Below are 19,475 nucleotides of genomic sequence, written 5' to 3'. Positions count from 1 at the left end.
AAATGGTAGCAGCTTATTTTTTGATTTCGGCGCTGGTAGCGGGTGGTATTTATTTTCTGCCCAACCGTCCGGCAAGGCTAACGTTAGCGGGTGCGTTTTTGGTTGTTCAAATTGCATTGACTATCTATGGTTTTACGCACTTTGACGCGGAAGATTCTACGTTTTTTACCTTCGACCGAGCGGGTGTCATTTGCTTATCGATACTGACGATGTTAAGTGTTGCGACGTTTTATCACAGCGTTTCGTATGCCTATCGCCACAAAATGCTGGAAAAGCACGAATCGCTGTATTTTGCGTTTTTAGTTTTGTTTGTGGCCGCATTGACCGGGGCAAACCTCACCAACCACTTGGGAGCTTTGTGGACGCTTATCGAAGCAAGTACCCTGACAGTGGCTGTTTTGATTTACCATGAACGGACCAAGCAGGCCGTAGAAGCTACCTGGAAATACATCTTTCTTTGTTCCATTGGGATTTCATTGGCTTTCGCTGGTATTTTATTTCTGGCTGCCGAAGCAGCCAATCATGGTGTTAAAGATTTGAAGTTTAGTGAGTTACTTACTCATGCGTCAGAACTTGACGCTACGTGGGTACAAATAGCATTTTTACTTTTAGTGACGGGCCTAAGTGTCAAATTAGGTGTTTTCCCGTTTCACACCGCCAGTATCAACGCGCAAACAACTGCGCCTCAACCGGTCAATGCACTACTTTCGACTGTTCTCAAGAACACAAGTTTTTTAGCCATTTTTCGGATATACCAGGTTGTATCTCATACACAGGCGGCCACTTGGGCAAGTCATTTGCTGTTGTTGACAGGTATTTTGTCGTTGGTCGTTGCTGCTTTACAGTTATCAAGGGTAATTCACCTGTCAAGAATGTTGGGGTATTCGGGGGTAGAACACTTTGGGTTGATTTTGATGGGAATTGGAGCAGGTGGTTTAGGGTATTATGCTGCCTTTTTGCACATGATATTGCACTCATTTGCCAAAGCCAGTTTGTTTTACCAAAACGACCAAATCCACCGTCATTTTCTGAGTTATCGGGTCAATCGGCTTGGGAATTATCTGCGGGTCAATCCATTAGGAGGATTGGTGGTGTTGCTGTCGCTCTTAGGCATTATGGCAATGCCGCCGTCGGGGCTGTTTATCAGTGAACTGTTAATTTTTAAGGCATTATTTGCGAATGGACATATACCCGTTGCCATTTTGGCGCTGATACTTTTGTTGTTTGTGCTGTATTTCTTTACTAAAAATATTCTGCATTTGCTTTACGATACTTCTGATCAGGAAATGGTAATGAAAGAAGTGAAAACATCTCCGTGGGAGTCCGTAAGTCAATTGATATTGCTGGGATTGATGATTGCGGCGGGCTTTGTTCAGCCAACATTTTTGGTGAATTTAATTGAAATGGCAGTGAAGTAATGTGTAGCTATTTTCCTTGAAATGATATGATAACTTCTCCTAAAACCTCACGAGCAACTACTGTAAAAAATTATCAGACGATCCTTTTAGAAGATGTATTGGTGATGTCCTATCAGAGTTTTTACGAGGAAGTTACGGCAATGATGCGAGACGGCGAATCTTATCACATCGTCAATTATTTTGCTTTTCAACACCGTTTGGTTTTGAAATTTATCTGCATTATTGCCATTGATAGCAATCAAACATTACGCGTTTTTTCCCACGAGTTGTCGCTGAAGCAACCGTTGTCTTCGTATAGTTTACCTTCCATCTCCGCAGAAATTTATCAATTCCACATTTTTGAGCGGGAAATTTGGGAGAATCACGGTATTTATTTTGAAAACCACCCATGGTTGAAGCCCGTTCGGTTCGCGTTTGATCGTGCCAATACCATGAAGGTGAACGACTACCCGTTTTACAAAATAGACAGCGAAGAATTGCATGAAGTAGGGGTAGGGCCTATTCACGCGGGGGTGATTGAACCGGGACATTTTCGGTTTATCTGCAATGGTGAAATGGTGCTTCACCTCGAAATTCAATTGGGTTGGCAGCATCGGGGCGTCGAAAAACTGTACTTGGAAAAGACCAAATTGCTTCAACGGACGGTTTTGTCAGAATCCATTGCGGGCGATACCGCCGTGGGTCATGCCTGCACCTTTGTGATGGGCATAGAATCCAATGCAGGGATAAAAGTAGATACAGAATTGGCCATCGAACGGACGATTGGGTTGGAATTAGAGCGAGTGGCAATGGCTTTATTTGATCTCAGCAATCTCAATGTCGGTACGGCTTACCAGTTGGCAAGTTCGGTGTATGGTGCATTGCGAACTCCTGTCATTAATTATTTTCAGGCTTGGTGCGGCAATCGTTTTGGCAAAGGATTGATTCGGGTAGGAGGAACTCACTATCCGTTGACGGCTGAATTGCAGCAACGTCTCAAAAAACTGTTGTACGAAGTAGAATGGCGGAGCGAAGAAATGTCGGAAAAAGCCTTCAATCTACCCAGTGAACAATCACGTTTTGAGGAAATCGGGAAAGTAACGTATCGCCAAATGTACCTCATCGGGGCCGTAGGGCAAGCAGCTAAAGCGGCCGGACTCAAACGCGATGTGCGTTGGAGTCACCCGGATATTACCTATCAATCGCTTGATTTTAAGCCTGTAACGCTTTCAACGGGCGATGTATGGGCGCGATTTTTACTTCGGCGGTTAGAATTGCTTCAGTCCATTGGACTCATTCGACAACTCTTGTCTATTCATTCCAATATTTCAACGCGACCCAAACCAAGGTATGATGATACGGTAAATCTGACGCCAAACAGTTTGACGATTTCAATCAATGAAGGCTGGCGGGGAGAAATTTGCCATACCATGGTGACCGGAGATGAGGGGGAACTAATTCGTTACAAAGTAAAAGACCCTTCCTTGCACAATTGGCTGGCGTTGGCACTTTCACTGCGTGATTTAGAAATTTCAGACTTTCCGATTAACAACAAAAGCTACAACCTGAGTTATTGCGGATTTGATTTATAAACGGAGGTATTGGGTAATTGCTCATGACTCATTACACATCAATTGTTTATGATTGACGAACTTAAAATCCTCTACCACCACGGTAAACAATACATTCCCGACCCGACAAAGGCCGTAGTCCCTGCACCTTTTCGAGGGCGCCCCGTGATTTCAGATGCCCAAATAGACACAGCGGCTTTGGTTGACCTTTGTCCAACGGGCGCTATTGAAGCTTCGCCTGCTGTTTCTTTAGATTTGGGAAAGTGTGTGTTTTGTGGGGAGTGTGCGCTTTTATTTCCTGATAAAATTAGATTTATAAATGACCATCGTCTGGCTTCCAACGAGCGGCAAAGGCTGATTGTGAAAGCCGGGATGGATGCACCCATCGTACTTAATCCCGAGTTAGTACGGGCCGAAATTCGACGCGTATTTGGGCAATCATTGAAATTGCGTCAAATTTCGGCAGCAGGAGATAATAGTTTTGAAGCGGAACTCAATGCCTGTGGTAACGTCAATTTTGATATGGGACGTTACGGAATTGAATTTGTAGCTTCGCCGCGTCATGCGGATGGAGTGGTAATTACGGGACCTATTTCTGAAAACATGGCCGAAGCCACTGAAATTTGCTATCGTGCCGTACCCAATCCTAAAATAGTAGTTTTAGTGGGCACCGATGCCATCAGTGGCGGCATTTTTACGGGAAGCAGGGCCTTGAATCGTTCCTTTCTGAATAAATACCCCATTGACCTTTATGTGCCCGGAAATCCTCCTCATCCCTTAACGTTTATACAGGGAATTCTGGATTTAACGAGGAAGAAATTTGACTAATTAAAGGCGATTTTTTGAATAGAATTTTAGAGCCCTTTATCAATTCGGTAAAAGGACGTTTTGTTTTAATCCCTTTTTAATTTGTCCTTAATACCCGTTTAATCCCCCTCAAAGACCTTTGTAGCATAAGTAATTGCAATAGGCAACGCCTTAGAAATTGTTGCTTGCAAATTACATCCATATCTCGTTTGTGTTTCTCCTAATTTATTGACAATCAACCCTCTCGAAAAAACATGTCACACCCCAAAAGTAAAATTCCCGCGGACGGATTGGCCGGCTTGAAAGAAAATCTTTCGACGGATGCAATATCGGGTTTTATTGTATTTTTATTAGCCCTCCCGTTAAGCTTAGGAATTGCCAAAGCATCCGATTTTCCCCCTTTAATGGGCTTAATTACTGCCATCATTGGAGGTCTGGTAGTTAGTTTTTTTGCAGGCTCTCGCCTCACCATTAAAGGCCCTGCCGCAGGATTGATTGTTATCGTGGCAGGCGCTGTTGCTGATTTTGGCGGCGGTGAAACAGGTTGGCATTTAGCACTCGGAGCCATGGTCGTTGCCGGTCTTATTCAGATTTTATTTGGGGTGTTCAAATTGGGAAAACTGGCTGATTTCTTCCCGCTTTCTGCCATTCACGGTATGTTGGCCGCCATTGGTTTAATCATCATTGCCAAACAAATCCCCGTTTTATTAGATGTGAATCCGGCCATGACCAAGGGAAAAGGTCCTATTGCCCTATTGGGTTCCATTCCTGATTTTATTGCACACCTTGATCCCAAGGCCACGTTGATTGGGACTGTCAGTTTGGTTATTATGCTGGGCTGGCCTTACATTAAGAATAAGTATATCAAAATGGTCCCTGCGCCATTGATGGTTTTGATTATTGCTATTCCTGCTGAATTAATCATGGATTTCCAACACACTGAACCTGCTTATGCGTTGGTACACATTGGAAATCTTTTAGAAAACATCAAAATAAACGTTGATTTCTCAGGCATTGCTCAAACAGGCGTTTTCATTAAATACGTGATTATGTTTGCCTTGGTAGGTACGTTAGAGTCCTTGCTTACAGTAAAAGCCATTGATTTGCTGGACCCTTTCAAAAGAAAGTCGAATACAAACAAAGATCTAATTGCCGTCGGTATCGGAAATACACTGGCTGCGGTATTGGGTGGCTTACCCATGATTTCGGAAGTAGCACGTAGTTCATCTAACGTAAACAACGGCGCTAAAACTCGTTGGGCTAACTTCTTCCACGGTTTCTTTATCTTAGTATTCGTTTTGTTAGCTTCGCATTTGATTGAGCTTATTCCCAATACTGCCTTGGCCGCAATGTTGATTACGGTAGGTATTAAACTGGCCCACCCTAAAGAATTTATTCACACCTTCAAAATCGGTAAAGAACAATTGGCGATTTTCTTAGTCACCATTTTCTTGACCATGTACGAAGATTTGTTAGTGGGTATCGGGGCCGGTATTTTGTTGAAAATGATTCTTCATGCTTTTAATGGTACACCTCTAAGTTCATTTTTCAAAGCACCAACGGTGGTTTCCTTTGAGGGAGATACCTATCTGGTTGAGATTGACAAGGCAGCTATTTTCTCTAATTTCTTAGGTATTAAACGTAAATTAGAAGAAATTCCGTCAGGATTTAATGTCATCATTGACTTAAAGAAAACCAAGTTGGTGGATCACTCGGTAATGGAAAGTTTACACCATTTTCAACATGATTATGAAAGTAACGGTGGCACGGTTCGGATTGAGGGGTTAGATGATCACAAGCCAACTTCTGACCACGTATTCGCCGCTCGTAAGAAGCAATCGGTTTAGTTAATTGACATATAGTGAATAGTGAAAAAAATAACCCCGGTAAGAAATTTCTTACCGGGGTTATTTTTTGTTCCGTCTGCAAACCTGATTTAGGCTGTAAAAGTTTTTATTGAGGGAGTTATGTCGAAATCCAGCTGAAATTATAATCCAAATTAGGGACTTTGGTGCGTTCAGCTACTCTTCTTAAACGATTGGGCAATGCCATCAGGTAATCACGCGCTTTCTCTCCTGTTTCGTTCAATCCGCTGATTTTGTCTATTTGCCAGTCTATCAAAAGCGATTCCATAATTTCGATGTAATCGTACGTTGTATAAACGCCTAAACGCTGGGCAGCGTCGGAGTAATGGCTGAATGTTTCGCTGATTTTAACACCTGTTTCGCGTAAGAAATGAGCCGGCATTACGATTTTTTTACGCATCATATCTTCAAATGCCATCATCATTTCGGAAGGGTCAATCTCAAAAATACGCTCTACAAACGCCTTGTAAGCTTTGGCATGACGCATCTCATCGGCAGCAATTACACCGCACATTTTAGAAAGCAAGGTATTGCCGCATTGTTTGGCCAACGTAGCTGTACGACGGTGCGAAATATTGGTAGCTATTTCCTGAAAAGACGTGTAGACAAAGTTACGATAAGGATCGGTACCGGTCTGAATATCAAAGCCATCTGCAATTAAATACTGCGTTGATACTTCCATGGCCCGCATATTTACCCGTCCGGAGAGGTACAAATATTTGTTCAATAAATCACCGTGACGGTTTTCTTCGGCAGTCCAGGCCCGTATCCATCGGGTCCAGCTTTGTTGTGAATCCTGTTGATTGACTCCTTCTACGGTCATCAGCCAAGATTCATACGTAGGAAGCGCTTCTTCGGTAATGGTATCACCTACGAGTACAGCCATGTAATCATAAGAAAGTTCGCGTGCGGCTTCTTGGAGGAGTTTTACGTCCAACAAAAAATTTTCATCGGTCGAATCTGGCAAAAAATCAGAAGGTTGCCAGAGTGTCTCGATGGGTTTCAGAAATTCATCATAGATTGCATCAATCTTTTGTCCGATAAACTTCATCACCTCTATACGAGTGGAAGGAAGTTGCATAAGTTATAAATTTAAGGATAAAATGTCATTGAAAATTTCCCGAAGGTATAAATAATTTCAGGAAAGTTGATGATATGTTGGTTTATGTTTTGCCGAAACAGGCCAATGTTTGATTAATTTTGACGCGTAAAAAAAATGCCACAATTGCATGAAAAAAATCATTGATTACCTTCTTAGCGGTATTTACCTCCTGTATTTTGGACTGGTCTTAGTTGTCTTTCACCTGATTCAGGTGATCTGTTTTAATTTCTTTAGCCGAAAAACCCATCAGAAATCAGTCCATTGGTTAAACGGTCTTTTACTTCATGGATTGTGGCTATTGGGTACTCGCCTGAGTTTTAAAGTAAAAGAGGTATTGCCCACCGACCGCCCCGTGATATTTATCGCCAACCACCAGAGTATGTTCGACATTGTAGGGATGATATGGTACTTGCGGAAAAGCTACCCCATTTTCGTTTCCAAGATTGAATTGGCCAAAGGAATTCCGAGTATTTCTTACAATTTGCGAAAAAGCGGTGCGGCTCTGATTGACCGAAAAGACGGCAAACAGGCAATTATGGAAATTGCCGGATTGGGTAAATTGATTGAGGAAACCAAATTTTCGGCAGTAATTTTCCCCGAAGGCACTCGTTCCAGAACGGGTCAACTAAAGCAATTTGCCGTGGGGGGAGTCGGAATTCTTCTTAAAAAAGCTCCACACGCCTTGGTGGTTCCCATCGCAGTTCAGAATACGGGCAAACTCAACCCGACGGGGATTTTTCCGTTAAGCAGTTTGGAGCAATTATCATGGACAGTGTTGCCAAGTATTGAGCCCAAAGGGAAAACCGCCGAAGAAGTACTGGAATTGGCGCGTACTTCCATCGAAAACACGATAAAAACTGGTGAAGTTTAAAAAGAATTACTTCCTTTGCAACGAATACATATAATTTCAAATTAAAATGAAATTAAAATTGAATTAAAAAAGAGTTAGAAATGTCAACCCAGCATTTTAGCAAGGATTTCAGTGCCGGTTTATCCGTCTTTTTAGTGGCGTTGCCTTTGTGTCTGGGCATTGCCTTAGCTTCGGGCGCACCTCTTTTTGCTGGCCTTTTAGCTGGAATTGTGGGAGGAATCGTCGTCACCTTATTTTCAGGTTCAGAAGTGAGCGTAAGCGGTCCTGCGGCCGGACTTACCGTTATCGTTTTTGACAATATTCAAGGCTTAGGCGGTTTTTCTAATTTTCTCGTCGCAGTCGTATTGGCAGGAGCCCTTCAATTTTTGTTGGGGGTATTGAAAGCAGGGCGTTTGAGCAGTTTTGTTCCTTCAAGTGTCATTAGGGGAATGTTGGTTGCAATTGGATTGGTGATTATCCTGAAACAAATTCCCCATGCTTTTGGATGGGATGCTGATTTTGAAGGAGAGTTTGAGTTTGCTCAACCTGACCATCAAAATACCTTTACCGAAATATTGGAAGCCCTTACTCACCTGAGTGTGGGGGCTACTTTGATTACCGTTTTTTGCTTGATTTTGATTGCTTTTTGGGAAAATCAGACCAAAAAAGGGAATAAATTTTTTATGCTGATTCCTTCTGGCTTGGGAGTGGTAATTGCCGGTGTGTTACTAAATCAGGCTTTTCGATTTTGGATACCTGACTTTTATCTGGGAGAATCCAACGAACACATGGTTCGAATTCCAAAAATTCGGGATTGGACCGACGTAAAATCGGCTTTTAATTTCCCGGCTTTGAGTGCCTTGGCCAATCCACAAGTTTATGTAGCGGCTTTTACATTGGCGATTGTTGCGTCAATAGAATCATTGCTCAGTTTGGAAGCGGCGGACAAACTTGATCCTAAACGACGGGTGTCTTCAGCTAATCGAGAGTTGAAAGCTCAGGGAATTGGCAATATGGTTTCAGGACTGATTGGCGGTCTGCCTATTACTTCGGTGGTTATCCGAACTTCGGTCAATATTTACAGCGGCAGTCAAACGCGTCTCTCTTCGTTTATTCATGGGATATTATTGCTGTTGTCAGTCGCAGCTATTCCAGGTCTTCTCAATCATATACCGCTTGCCTGTTTGGCGGCTTTGTTACTATCGGTAGGTTATAAGTTGGCAAAGCTTGAAATTTTCAAAAAAATGTATCAGGAAGGGTCGGACCAATTTATCCCGTTTATCATTACGGTCGTGGCCATTATATTCACTGATTTATTGATTGGTATTGCTATCGGATTAATCGTTGGGATGCTTTACGTTATTTATACCAACAACCGCTCGGCAATCAGTATCACGAGAGATAAAGAGAATGTATTGGTGCTCTTCAAAAAGGATGTGTCTTTTTTGAATAAAGGCCATCTAAAAGAAGTTTTAGACGGTTTAGGTAAAAATGATATGGTTTTTATTGACGGGACACGAGCTCAATTTATTGACCATGATATTTTCACATTAGTACAGGAATTTAAAGAAGATGCCTTTTATCGAGGCATTCAGGTAGAATTTAAAGGAATTTCTCGACGTAAATACCAAAATCACGATGCAGTCCTACAAAAGACTCCTGTTAGCGAATAAAGCTTGGGCAGCTGAAAAACTCATGCTTGACGAAAGCTATTTTGACGCCTTGGCAGCCGACCAAAAACCCGAATTTCTTTGGATTGGCTGTGCTGACAGTCGCGTACCTGCCAATGAAGTAACGGGCACTGCCCCGGGAGAAATCTTTGTTCATCGCAATGTAGCCAATTTGGTCATTCATACCGACATCAATATGCTCAGTGTATTGCAATACGCCGTGGAAGTATTGGAAGTCAAACACATTTTAGTGGTGGGACATTATGGTTGCGGTGGTGTAAAAGCGGCCATGACCAACAAAGACTTTGGATTGATCAATAAATGGTTGCGCAATATCAAGGATGTATATTCAAAACACGAGGATGAATTGATAAGTGTTTCTGATGACCATGAGCGCTTTGATCGTTTGGTTGAGTTGAACGTGATCGAACAAACCAAAAACTTAGCCAAGACCACGATTATACAAAAGGCATGGAAAAAACGAAATTATCCTCATTTGCACGGTTGGGTATTTGATTTGCATACGGGTCTGATTAATTCAATCAGTGAAATTCCGCCCGGCTCGCCTGTCGAATCCATTTATCGGTATGATTTTGAGGACTCTCTCCAAAAGCAGGAGGAAGACCTTTCGCAGAATTAGTAACAGTAAAAAAATAGAATCTTACAAGAGGGCTTTTGCTAACGGGCAGAAGCCCTCTTGTTTTTTTATATTTGGTATTGAAAATGGAATAAATAGATACTCTGCCAACTTTTCTAAAAAAAAGCTTGTTCACTAAAAATCACCCATCTTAACAAGCTAAATGAAAAAAGCAGTCTCTTTCCTCCTTGCTCTCAGCAGTTTCTTTGTTGGTTATAGCCAAACCAATCTTCCCAAAAGCACTTGGCGTGCCGCGCTTCAACGTGGCGAACATGAATTGCCCTTTGGATTGGACATCAACCCCAAAGCCAACGGAAAATACGAAGTTTTTGTCTTGAATGGCAGCGAACGTTTGGCCATGGATGAAGCCTATTTTGAAGGCGATTCGCTCCACATTCCGATGCTTATCTTTGACTCGGATTTAGTGGTTAAAGTGTCGGGCAATCAGATGAGAGGCTCGTGGAAAAAGAATCGTAATGGGGCTTGGGTATCGGTTTTGCCTTTCAAAGCCGATAAAGGGGACGTGTATCTTTTTGCGAAAACAAAGCCTGCTACAACGAAAAATGTAACCGGCAAATACGCAACCTATTTTTTACGTCCTCAGGGAAAAGATTCCACTTTTGCCGTCGGGATTTTGGAACAAAAAGGGACCAAATTGGCGGGAACGGTATTGACCCCCACGGGAGATTATCGCTATTTAGCAGGTGATGTAGTTGGCGATAGTCTTTTTATGTCATGCTACGACGGTTCCCATGCGTTTCTGTTTAGAGCTGCCGTTGCATCAAACGGTACGATTCGTGGAGCGGTATGGTCGGGAATTGCGGGTTTCCAAAACTTTGTATCTTACCGTGATGAGAAAGCGGAATTGCCTCCTCCTACGGCCCTGACTTATCTTAAACCCGGTAATGAAACCTTAGAATTTACCTTTCCGGATACAAAAGGCAATATGATTTCGTCGAAAGACGAACGTTTTAAAGGAAAAGTAGTGGTATTACAACTTTCTGGTTCGTGGTGCCCCAATTGCATGGACGAAACGCGTTTTATGGTGCCTTGGTATCAAAAGAATGCCAAACGTGGCGTTGAGATTGTCGGATTGATGTTTGAACGTTCGCCCGAAATGAAAGTGTCAGGGCCAAAAATTGACTTTATGGCCAAGCGTTTTGGCGTACCATATCCGTTGCTTTTGGCAGGAACTAATGATGCCAACGCGGGTAAATCCCTTCCTGCGCTCAACAAAGTGGCAGGGTATCCTACTACGATATTTATTGACAAAAAAGGCCGCGTTCGCGAGATACACACCGGCTTTTCCGGACCTGGTACGGGCAAATATTACGACCAATTTATCGAAGACTTCAATGCGTTGATTACGAAGTTGTTGAGTGAGTAAGTATTTTTATTGGACCATCGCATCGGCGAACCGATAAGACATATAAAGAAATATTATCTTCTCTTTTATGATCTTATCGGTTCGCCGATGCGATGTATTATATGGTTCAAAATTTTCAGTTTGATTAACAGCCCAATTCATGACATTTAAAGAAAAGTTACTTCTCTTCGTGCTGGCGTGTTTGAACTTCACGCACATCATGGATTTTATGATTATGATGCCGTTGGGGCCGCAATTGATGCGGTATTTTGATATTTCCCCCCAACAATTCAGCCTCTTGGTATCGTCTTACAGTTTCAGCGCAGGACTTTCGGGTTTTTTTGTGGCTTTTATTGCCGACCGTTTTCCCCGTAAATACATTATGCTCAGTGCCTATACCGGTTTTGTGGTAGGTACGCTTGCCTGCGCCATGGCCCCAACGTTTGGGTTATTAATGGCGGCCCGTACCCTGGCGGGCGTGTTTGGCGGTGTTTTAGGCGCACAGGTCATGTCGGCCGTGAGTGATGTGTTTGAATATGAGCGCCGTGCGAGTGCGATGGGGGTGGTGATGACGGCGTTTTCGGTAGCATCTGTCGTTGGCGTTCCTTTGGGATTGTATTTGGCTTCGACGTTCAGTTGGCATGCGCCGTTTTGGTTTGTGGGTGGTATAGGAGTGGCGGTGATTGGGTTGATTTGGCGGTTCGTTCCTAAGTTAGACGGACATTTGAAAGACCGGAATCAGGTAAAACATCATCCTTTCGAGACCATTACGAATATTTTAGGGCAACCCAACCAACTGCGTGCTTTGTTGTTGACGGCCACAATTATGCTCGGCCACTTTAGCATCATTCCGTTTATTGCGCCTTATTTAACGGCAAATGCTGGTTTTAGCGAGAAAAATCTCTATTTGATTTATGCCGTAGGAGGTGCTTTAACCCTCTTTACGGCGCCTCAAGTGGGGAAATTGGCTGACCGTAAAGGAAAATACCCCGTTTTTGTAGTGTTTGCCTTACTTTCGATGATTCCTATGTGGCTCATTACCAACATGAATACCAACTATTTGCCCGCAGTTTTGGGGGCTACGGCCATCTTTTTTCTGTTTTCCAATGGTCGCCTGATTCCAACACAGGCCATGACCTCATCAGTAGTATTACCAAAACAGCGTGGGAGTTTTATGGCAATCAATACGTCGTTACAATTGCTGATGCAATCGGTAGCGGTGTATTTAGCAGGATTTGTCATTCAAAAAACACCCGAAGGCAAACTCCTTCACTATGATTGGGTAGGCTATGCCGCGATGTTTATTATTTTTCTCAGCGTCTTCATCGCCCGAACCGTCAAGCCCGTCGATGCGCATGTGAAAGAAGTGGTGGAGTAGGTTTGGAGGTTAGCTCTAAATCAAAAATGCCAAGACTCATTTATAAGCCTTGGCATTTGTATAAAGAAGTAGACGCTTTCAGCGTGACAAAAAGCGTGACAAAATAGGAATTAAAGTAAAAGTCACCCCAAATTCGACACTCTGCATCGCACGGGCGACCCCGTCTAACCTCGACACTCCAATTAAGTTCATCCTTCCCGATATTGCCGCTTCACAAACGCATTAGCAGGGTCGAAGTTGGTGATTTTCATATTTTGACCATCCCAAAGCAGTTTTTTACGGCCCGTAAATTTGCCGTTTTCGCGGTGGAGGTAGCTGCGAACGGCCAAGTTCCCCATCAATACGATTTCGGCTAAGGGCCCCGCTTCATCAAACGAAGAGCTGGTGTAGGTGCCAAAGCCCGCTTTGCAGGCTTTTACCCACTGTTGTTGGTGTCCGGTTGTATCGCCTTCTACCAACGGACGCGTGGGAGCAGGGAATTTGACATCCTGTAACTGTCCTTTGATGAACAACTTAGGATTATTACCGAACAACTCACAGGCAAGTACGCCCTTGGTTCCGATGAACATAACGCCGCCGTCAATGTTGGCGAATATTTTTTCGTAATCGCAGCCTTCGGGGATTTTGGGTCGGATGCCGCCGTCGTACCACGAAAGGCTCAATTCAGGAAATTTCTTAGAACTTGGATTGGGAAATTTAAAGTGGATAGAGGTGGCTTGCGGGCCAATATCTTCAAAGAAGGCTTCTCTGAAAAAGTCCGCATAGACTGAACTGGCCGAGCATTCTACAGAGGTTGGATAGCCCAATTTGAGCGTACGGAAGGGAACATCCATGAAGTGACAGCCCATATCGCCGAGGGCGCCCGTGCCAAAATCCCAGTAGCCGCGCCAACGGGTAGGCATGTAAGCTTCGTGGTACTCACGGTAGGGAGCGGTTCCAAGCCACAAATCCCAATCCACTTCGGCAGGAATCGGCATCGTTTCTTTTTTGTCCCTGGGCGATTTTACTCCTTGCGGCCATACGGGGCGGTCGGTCCACACTTCTACCGTATGTACTTCGCCGATCATGCCTGATTGAACAATTGCCTCGGTTTGACGGGTGCCCTTGCCGCTGGAACCTTGGTTTCCCATTTGGGTGACCAATTTTTTCTCTTTGGCGAGCTGCGTCAGCATCCGCGCTTCCCAAATATCGTGAGTAAGCGGTTTTTCGAGGTAAATATGCTTGCCCAATTGCATAGCCGCACTGCCAATCACGTAGTGCATGTGGTCAGGCGTGGTGACAATGACCGCATCTATGTTTTTGGCTTCTTTTTCCAATAGTTTGCGGTAATCCTTATAGTAGGGCGCGTTGGGAAACTGTTTGCGAAATTTTACCGCTTGGCGGTCGTCCACATCGCAAAGGGCTACAATGTTGTCGGAGCCGTTGTTGTAAGCTAATGGGATATTGACTCCTGCTTTGCCGCCGCAACCTACGGCGGCGATGTTGAGCTTATCGCTGGGAGCCACGAAGCCTTTACCCAAAACGTGACGAGGCACAATCATAAAGCTTGCCGCAGCTACGGCGCTGCCTTTCAAAAAATCACGGCGAGCGACGTTTTTTGTATCTTTTTGGTTCATAGGTTTGTATAGAATGTTTTTCAAAACAAAGCCCATAAAATGTCATTTATACTCAGTGGTTTTTGAGTACAAATGGTTGAAAAAAGAAGATAAACCGGTGAGAATTAGTGCGGTTTGAATTCACTTACATTGATGATGGTATCGCAGAAATCGTATTCGGCGGGTACGTTGGAACAAATGAGTAAAATTTGATCGGGAGACAATTGCTGGACTTCCTCTCGGTACCACGCCGACCATTTGGCGTCGAGATTGGAAGTGGGCTCGTCGAGCATGACAACGGGGACGTCGGAATAAAACGCAAACGCCAATTTCAGCCGCTGTTTCATTCCTGAGGAAAAGTATTTGATGGCTTTGTTCTTGGAGCCTTCCAATTCAATCCGTTCTATGAGTTCATTTTTGGAAATTCCTTCTTTGAAAGGTTTAAATCTGGTATGAAAATCAAGTAATTCCAACAACGAAAACTCTTCAATCAATTCAAGATAGGGGGCCGCAATCACCAACTGTTTGTACCATTTATCTTCGTCAATGGTTTGATTGCCAAGCCGGTAAATAATTTTTCCTTCCGTAGAAGGCATCACCCCTGAAATGACATGAAGTAAGGTGGATTTGCCGCTGCCGTTGGGGCCTACAAACGTGTAACTTTGCCCCGCCTGTAGCTTTGCACTGAATTGTTTAAAAATCCACTCGCGATTAAAACGCTTTCCGAGTTGGTCAATGAGTAGTTGCATGGGGCAAAGTTACCAACTAAAGTTTTGCCTCAGTCATCCATTGTTTAAATAGTACCAAATCTTTCTTCATGGCAGTGAGCAATTCCTGAGGGGGAATGGTGAGTTTTTTGGCTCCGTTTTCGGCACCACCCAGCGGATATTCGTAGTGCATGGTGATGGGGACTTGGAAGTTATACTGTTTCCACACTTCGAGGTATTTTTTCCAATTGACGGTTCCTGCGCTCAAAGGACAGCCCTCTTTGCCCCATTTGCCATTTTTCTTTGCCCAATAAAAATCCTTGATAGCGATGGATTTGATATGAGGAGCAATGAGGTGTAAGCCCACTTCCCATGCTCCGCCCGCTTCGGCCGTAGCGTGATTGATGTCGTATTGGCAGCCCAAAGAAGGCGATTTGATGGCTTGGAGTTGTTGTTGCAAATCCCAGATAGTTGCCCCAAAGTAATTTCCCGTGTGGTTTTGGTATTGACCCGTAAGACCGTATTTTGCATTTAATGAAGCTAAGTCCTTCATTTTTTTGCCAAAATCAGCGCTTTGCGTAGCTATATCCTGCTTTAAATTATAAGGATACCAACCCATGCGGTAGTGCTTAATGCCGAGCGATTGGGCAGTTTTCAGAATTCTTTCCGCTTGATTGTCGGCTTCTAAAATACCTGTTACCATCAGCGGAATTTCCAATTTATGTTTTTTGAAGATGGCCACGGCTTTAGGCAAATCTTCTTCGACGCGTTCAGGGAGCACATGCCCGCCCGGGCGAACCGTCAAGTCCAATCCATCGAAGCCGATACCAGCGATGGTTTCGGCCAATTGGTTATAGTCTTCAGTCCACTGAAACATCTTAGAAAACATGAAGATTTTCTGTGGGTCTGCGGGAAGAAGATTGGCATGGAGAGAATGTTGCACCAAAGTGCTTCCTGCTAAAGTGGTTCCGATAAATTGGCGACGATTCATATATGTACCTGTTTTTAATTTTCAAAAGCGTTGATTGGTAAACTATTACCCAAATATTTTTTTTGCGTAACTGACATTGAGCGGATACGATTCATCGACGGTTTTTCCTTTGGGAACGGCCCCTTCAATGTGCGCCCAGCCTTTAAAGTTGATTTCATCCAAAAGTTGTCGGATGCGAGGCCAGTCAATGGAGCCTTGGCCCAGCAAAAATTCATTTTCTTTCAAGTGAACTTCGCAAATCAACTTTCTTTTTCCCAACATTGGAATTTCTGTATAAGGGTCATTGCCCGCATCGGCGGCGTTACGTGGGTCGTAATAGACCTGTACATTGCGTGAACCCACAGCATCAATAATATCGAGGTGTTCCTGAGCGCTTAGATAAGATTCTATGGCCAAAATTATCCCTTGCTTTTCGGCTTTAGGTGCCAATTGTTTCAGCCGTTCAATGACGACTTTTTTGCCCGTATCATCGTTCCGTAAATCATTATTAGAGAAAAAAGCCAACAATACTACTTTCACGCCCAATGCTTTGGCAGCATCAATACTTCCGCTGACCCAGTCCACTGTTTTGGGTTCTGATTTTAGGGGAACGCTGTTTAATTGCCCGATGGCCAAACTTGCTATTTTAACGCCCGATTTTTTGGAAGCCTCACGCATGGCCTGTTGATTTTCGGGGCGAAGCAGGTAAGTTTCGTCTTTTCGTGAGTTATAACTTAACTGAACGCCATCCAGTCCCATTTTTTTTGCGTACTCAAACACATCAGGCGTACAGGCACGTCCTAATGACCAATCACACGCCCCGAGTGGGTAACGCTTGCGCACATTTGTTTTTGTCCTGCTGAAAGCATCTAAATTTTCGGCGAGACAAACGGCAGTCAACAGAGCAGTGTGGCGAAGAAGGGTGCGGCGATTCATGAAAGAATAGGAATTTGTTTTAAGTACCAAAAGCGTGGAATTATTGGAAAAATACTGTTTAAAGGTTATTTTTACTCAAAAAAGAAAAACCATGACTGTTGTAAGGTTAGAAATCTTAAAACGAGAAGATGTTGAATTGTTGATTCAATTGGCTAAACGCCTTCACGTTGAAAAAATTGAGGTATCGGAGAATTGGGAAGATGTAGATTTGCCTGTGGGTGGGTCGCCTATGACTGACATTGAATTAGAAGCACATTTAGAAGAAGCATTAACAGACCCTCGGACATCTTTTGAAGATTTTAAAAAAGAAATGAGTCAATGGAAGTAAACCCTTACGCAGTAGAAGTAACTGAGCGATTTCGCAAACATTTTAAAGAAATTTATGACTTTATCCAACAGCAATCTTACCAAAGCAGCCAAAAACTTCAAAAGGACATTGTTGACTTAGTAGCCGAAATTTGTGAGCGTCCACATTCATACAATATTGCAAAAATAGCACAGTCGAAAAAGGTGTTTCGATACGTAAAAATTATGAAAAGTTATAAAGTGTATTTTTACGTAGAAAAAGAGATAGTCGTAATTTTGGATATCCTACACGAAAAACGTAGTCTGACATCTACTGACTACATGGAAGAAATTTAAAACCGTGCGTCAGCACTTATGAGCCAACGAACCACCACAAATTTTTTTGATACAAAAATAGAATTTTTGAAAGGCGTAGGCCCTTCACGGGCGGCTACGCTCAATAAAGAACTGAAAATCTTCACTTTTGGCGAATTAGTTCAATACTATCCATTTCGTCACGAAGACCGTTCCACTTTTCATCGCATCAATGAACTGAACGAAACCATGCCAGCGGCTCAACTCAAAGGCCGGATTCGGAGCATGGTGGTGATTGGAGAAGGACACAAACGTCGGCTTACGGTTGAGTTTACCGATGGTACGGGGGTGGTTGAATTTGTGTATTTTCAAAGTATTGATTGGCATCTCAAGCACCTCAAAGAAGGCAACGAATACATTGCGTATGGCAAGCCTCAGCGTTTTGGGCAACGTTTTAATTTCAGTCATCCCGACCTTGAAACACTAAACCCAGAAAACGAAAACGGTGGGTATTTTCAGCCCATCTATAACCTGACAGAAACGCTTCGTAAAAAGTACCTGGACAGTCGATTTTTGAGCAAAGCCATGCGGTCACTCTTGGAGCAGGCCATGCCTCATTTTCGGGAGACATTGCCGCAGGAGTTGGTTCAGAAATTTCGGTTATTGTCCAAAGCCGATGCGATGTGGTATATCCACCTGCCCGATAATCAGCAAGCGCTTAATCAAGCGCTAAGAAGACTCAAATTTGAGGAACTGTTTTACAATCAGTTACGATTGCTCAAAAACAAACTTCTTCAAAAAAACGAATACCCTGGGCAGATTTTCAGCAACTTAGAATTGCTGAAAACTTTTTACCAAAACCATTTGCCCTTTGCCCTTACCAACGCCCAAAAGAAAGTGTTGCGTGAGATTCACGAGGATTTTAAAACGGGCAAACAAATGAACCGCCTCCTGCAAGGGGATGTAGGAAGCGGTAAAACCATTGTGGCCTTTATTGCCATGCTGATGGCCATTGACAGCGGAGCCCAAGCCTGTATCATGGCACCGACCGAAATTCTTGCTGACCAACATTACCGAGGTTTGAAACCGTTTTGTGAAGCGTTGGGGATAAATATTTCATTACTAACAGGTTCTACTACCAAAAAAGGCCGAAAAATAGTACTCCCGGGCTTATCCGATGGAAGTATTCAGATTGCCGTCGGGACGCACGCTTTGCTCGAAGATACGGTTCAATTTAAAAACCTAGGACTCTGTATCATTGACGAGCAACACCGTTTCGGCGTGGCTCAACGCGCTAAAATGTGGGCTAAAAATGAAGTGATTCACCCGCATATTTTGGTCATGACCGCCACACCCATCCCGCGCACATTGGCCATGACGCTCTACGGAGATTTGGATTTAAGCGTGATTGACGAACTTCCCGCAGGACGAAAACCTATCAAAACCGAGCATTTTTACGAGACTAAACGGCTGGTTTTGAATGGTAAATTGAAAGAGGAAATCAGAAAAGGGCGGCAGATTTACGTGGTGTATCCGTTGATTGAAGAGTCCGAAAAATTGGATTATAAAAATCTTAGTGATGGCTTTGAAAGCATCACGCGGGCTTTCCCCGAATACCACGTCAGTATGGTGCACGGGAAGCTGTTTCCGTACGAAAAAGACTTCGAGATGCAACGGTTTGTGAAGGGGGAAACCCAAATCATGGTAGCCACTACGGTGATAGAAGTAGGGGTAAACGTGCCTAATGCTTCCGTCATGGTCATCGAAAGTGCCGAGCGTTTTGGCCTCTCACAATTGCATCAGTTGCGTGGACGTGTAGGTCGCGGTGCCGATCAAAGCTACTGTTATTTGATGACAGACGTAAAATTGAGCAAAGATACCCGCATCCGAATTGATACCCTTTGCGCAACCAACAACGGCTTTGATATTGCCGATGTAGACCTAAAACTTCGCGGCCCAGGCGATTTGACCGGTACGCAGCAAAGCGGCATCATGGATTTACTTTTGTCTGATTTGGCCAAAGA

17 protein-coding genes are annotated in these 19,475 nt (G+C 43.7%); 12 read left to right on the top strand and 5 right to left on the bottom strand.

What is annotated here, in order from left to right:
* Positions 1 to 2 precede the first annotated feature (2 nt).
* The 4 genes from Q0081_RS27670 (at position 3) to Q0081_RS27655 (ending at position 5,622) form a co-directional block, all read left to right on the top strand.
* On the top strand, positions 3 to 1,418 hold the full coding sequence (locus tag Q0081_RS27670; protein ID WP_298361194.1) for a proton-conducting transporter membrane subunit: 1,416 nt from the start codon (positions 3 to 5) through the stop codon (positions 1,416 to 1,418).
* A gap of 26 nt (positions 1,419 to 1,444) precedes the next feature.
* Complete coding sequence (locus Q0081_RS27665) at positions 1,445 to 2,989, top strand: NADH-quinone oxidoreductase subunit C (protein WP_298361192.1); 1,545 nt, start codon at positions 1,445 to 1,447, stop codon at positions 2,987 to 2,989.
* Positions 2,990 to 3,037: 48 nt separating this feature from the next.
* On the top strand, positions 3,038 to 3,796 hold the full coding sequence (locus Q0081_RS27660; protein ID WP_298361190.1) for a hypothetical protein: 759 nt from the start codon (positions 3,038 to 3,040) through the stop codon (positions 3,794 to 3,796).
* 233 nt (positions 3,797 to 4,029) lie between these two features.
* On the top strand, positions 4,030 to 5,622 hold the full coding sequence (locus tag Q0081_RS27655) for a SulP family inorganic anion transporter (protein WP_298361188.1): 1,593 nt from the start codon (positions 4,030 to 4,032) through the stop codon (positions 5,620 to 5,622).
* Between the two features lie 118 nt (positions 5,623 to 5,740).
* Here the strand turns inward: Q0081_RS27655 and Q0081_RS27650 are convergent, their stop codons facing one another.
* A complete protein-coding gene (locus Q0081_RS27650; RefSeq protein ID WP_298361186.1) occupies positions 5,741 to 6,721 on the bottom strand; it encodes an acyl-ACP desaturase in 981 nt (326 codons plus the stop codon).
* 148 nt (positions 6,722 to 6,869) lie between these two features.
* Here Q0081_RS27650 and Q0081_RS27645 point away from each other — a divergent pair, with 148 nt between their 5' ends.
* From Q0081_RS27645 to Q0081_RS27625, 5 genes are all read left to right on the top strand, one after another.
* Positions 6,870 to 7,613: a 1-acyl-sn-glycerol-3-phosphate acyltransferase gene (locus Q0081_RS27645; protein WP_298361184.1), complete on the top strand. Its 744-nt coding sequence runs from the start codon at positions 6,870 to 6,872 to the stop codon at positions 7,611 to 7,613.
* An 80-nt stretch (positions 7,614 to 7,693) separates the two neighbouring features.
* Complete coding sequence (locus Q0081_RS27640) at positions 7,694 to 9,265, top strand: SulP family inorganic anion transporter (protein ID WP_298361182.1); 1,572 nt, start codon at positions 7,694 to 7,696, stop codon at positions 9,263 to 9,265.
* The gene (locus tag Q0081_RS27635) at positions 9,231 to 9,902 is read left to right on the top strand and encodes a carbonic anhydrase (RefSeq protein WP_298361180.1); all 672 of its coding nucleotides are present in this window, start codon (positions 9,231 to 9,233) and stop codon (positions 9,900 to 9,902) included. The genes Q0081_RS27640 and Q0081_RS27635 overlap by 35 nt, the downstream gene beginning before the upstream one ends.
* A 160-nt stretch (positions 9,903 to 10,062) precedes the next feature.
* Entirely contained in the window at positions 10,063 to 11,286 is a 1,224-nt protein-coding gene (locus Q0081_RS27630) for a peroxiredoxin (RefSeq protein WP_298361178.1), read from the top strand.
* 139 nt (positions 11,287 to 11,425) lie between these two features.
* Positions 11,426 to 12,643 (top strand): MFS transporter, encoded by a 1,218-nt coding sequence (locus tag Q0081_RS27625; protein ID WP_298361176.1) that lies wholly within the window; start codon positions 11,426 to 11,428, stop codon positions 12,641 to 12,643.
* Between the two features lie 188 nt (positions 12,644 to 12,831).
* Here Q0081_RS27625 and Q0081_RS27620 read toward each other — a convergent pair whose 3' ends face one another.
* The 4 genes from Q0081_RS27620 to Q0081_RS27605 form a co-directional block, all read right to left on the bottom strand.
* Positions 12,832 to 14,259: a Gfo/Idh/MocA family oxidoreductase gene (locus Q0081_RS27620; RefSeq protein WP_298361174.1), complete on the bottom strand. Its 1,428-nt coding sequence runs from the start codon at positions 14,257 to 14,259 to the stop codon at positions 12,832 to 12,834.
* A gap of 104 nt (positions 14,260 to 14,363) precedes the next feature.
* A complete protein-coding gene (locus tag Q0081_RS27615) occupies positions 14,364 to 14,987 on the bottom strand; it encodes an ATP-binding cassette domain-containing protein (protein ID WP_298361172.1) in 624 nt (207 codons plus the stop codon).
* Between the two features lie 16 nt (positions 14,988 to 15,003).
* Positions 15,004 to 15,936: a sugar phosphate isomerase/epimerase gene (locus Q0081_RS27610; protein WP_298361170.1), complete on the bottom strand. Its 933-nt coding sequence runs from the start codon at positions 15,934 to 15,936 to the stop codon at positions 15,004 to 15,006.
* A 45-nt stretch (positions 15,937 to 15,981) separates the two neighbouring features.
* A complete protein-coding gene (locus tag Q0081_RS27605) occupies positions 15,982 to 16,851 on the bottom strand; it encodes a sugar phosphate isomerase/epimerase (protein WP_298361169.1) in 870 nt (289 codons plus the stop codon).
* A 91-nt stretch (positions 16,852 to 16,942) separates the two neighbouring features.
* Between Q0081_RS27605 and Q0081_RS27600 the strand changes: the two genes are divergently transcribed.
* From Q0081_RS27600 to recG, 3 genes are all read left to right on the top strand, one after another.
* Positions 16,943 to 17,179, top strand: a complete 237-nt coding sequence (locus Q0081_RS27600) for a hypothetical protein (RefSeq protein WP_298361167.1) — start codon at positions 16,943 to 16,945, stop codon at positions 17,177 to 17,179.
* Complete coding sequence (locus tag Q0081_RS27595) at positions 17,170 to 17,493, top strand: type II toxin-antitoxin system RelE/ParE family toxin (RefSeq protein WP_298361164.1); 324 nt, start codon at positions 17,170 to 17,172, stop codon at positions 17,491 to 17,493. Before Q0081_RS27600 ends, Q0081_RS27595 begins: the two co-directional genes overlap by 10 nt.
* 18 nt (positions 17,494 to 17,511) lie before the next feature.
* A partial coding sequence (recG, locus tag Q0081_RS27590; RefSeq protein ID WP_298361162.1) for an ATP-dependent DNA helicase RecG occupies positions 17,512 to 19,475 on the top strand: 1,964 nt, incomplete at its 3' end.

The sequence above is a fragment of the Runella sp. genome, from assembly GCF_027484545.1.
Taxonomy (GTDB): domain Bacteria; phylum Bacteroidota; class Bacteroidia; order Cytophagales; family Spirosomataceae; genus Runella.
Note: the sequence above shows the minus strand (reverse complement) of the source record. Positions and strands in the feature narration are given on the sequence as shown.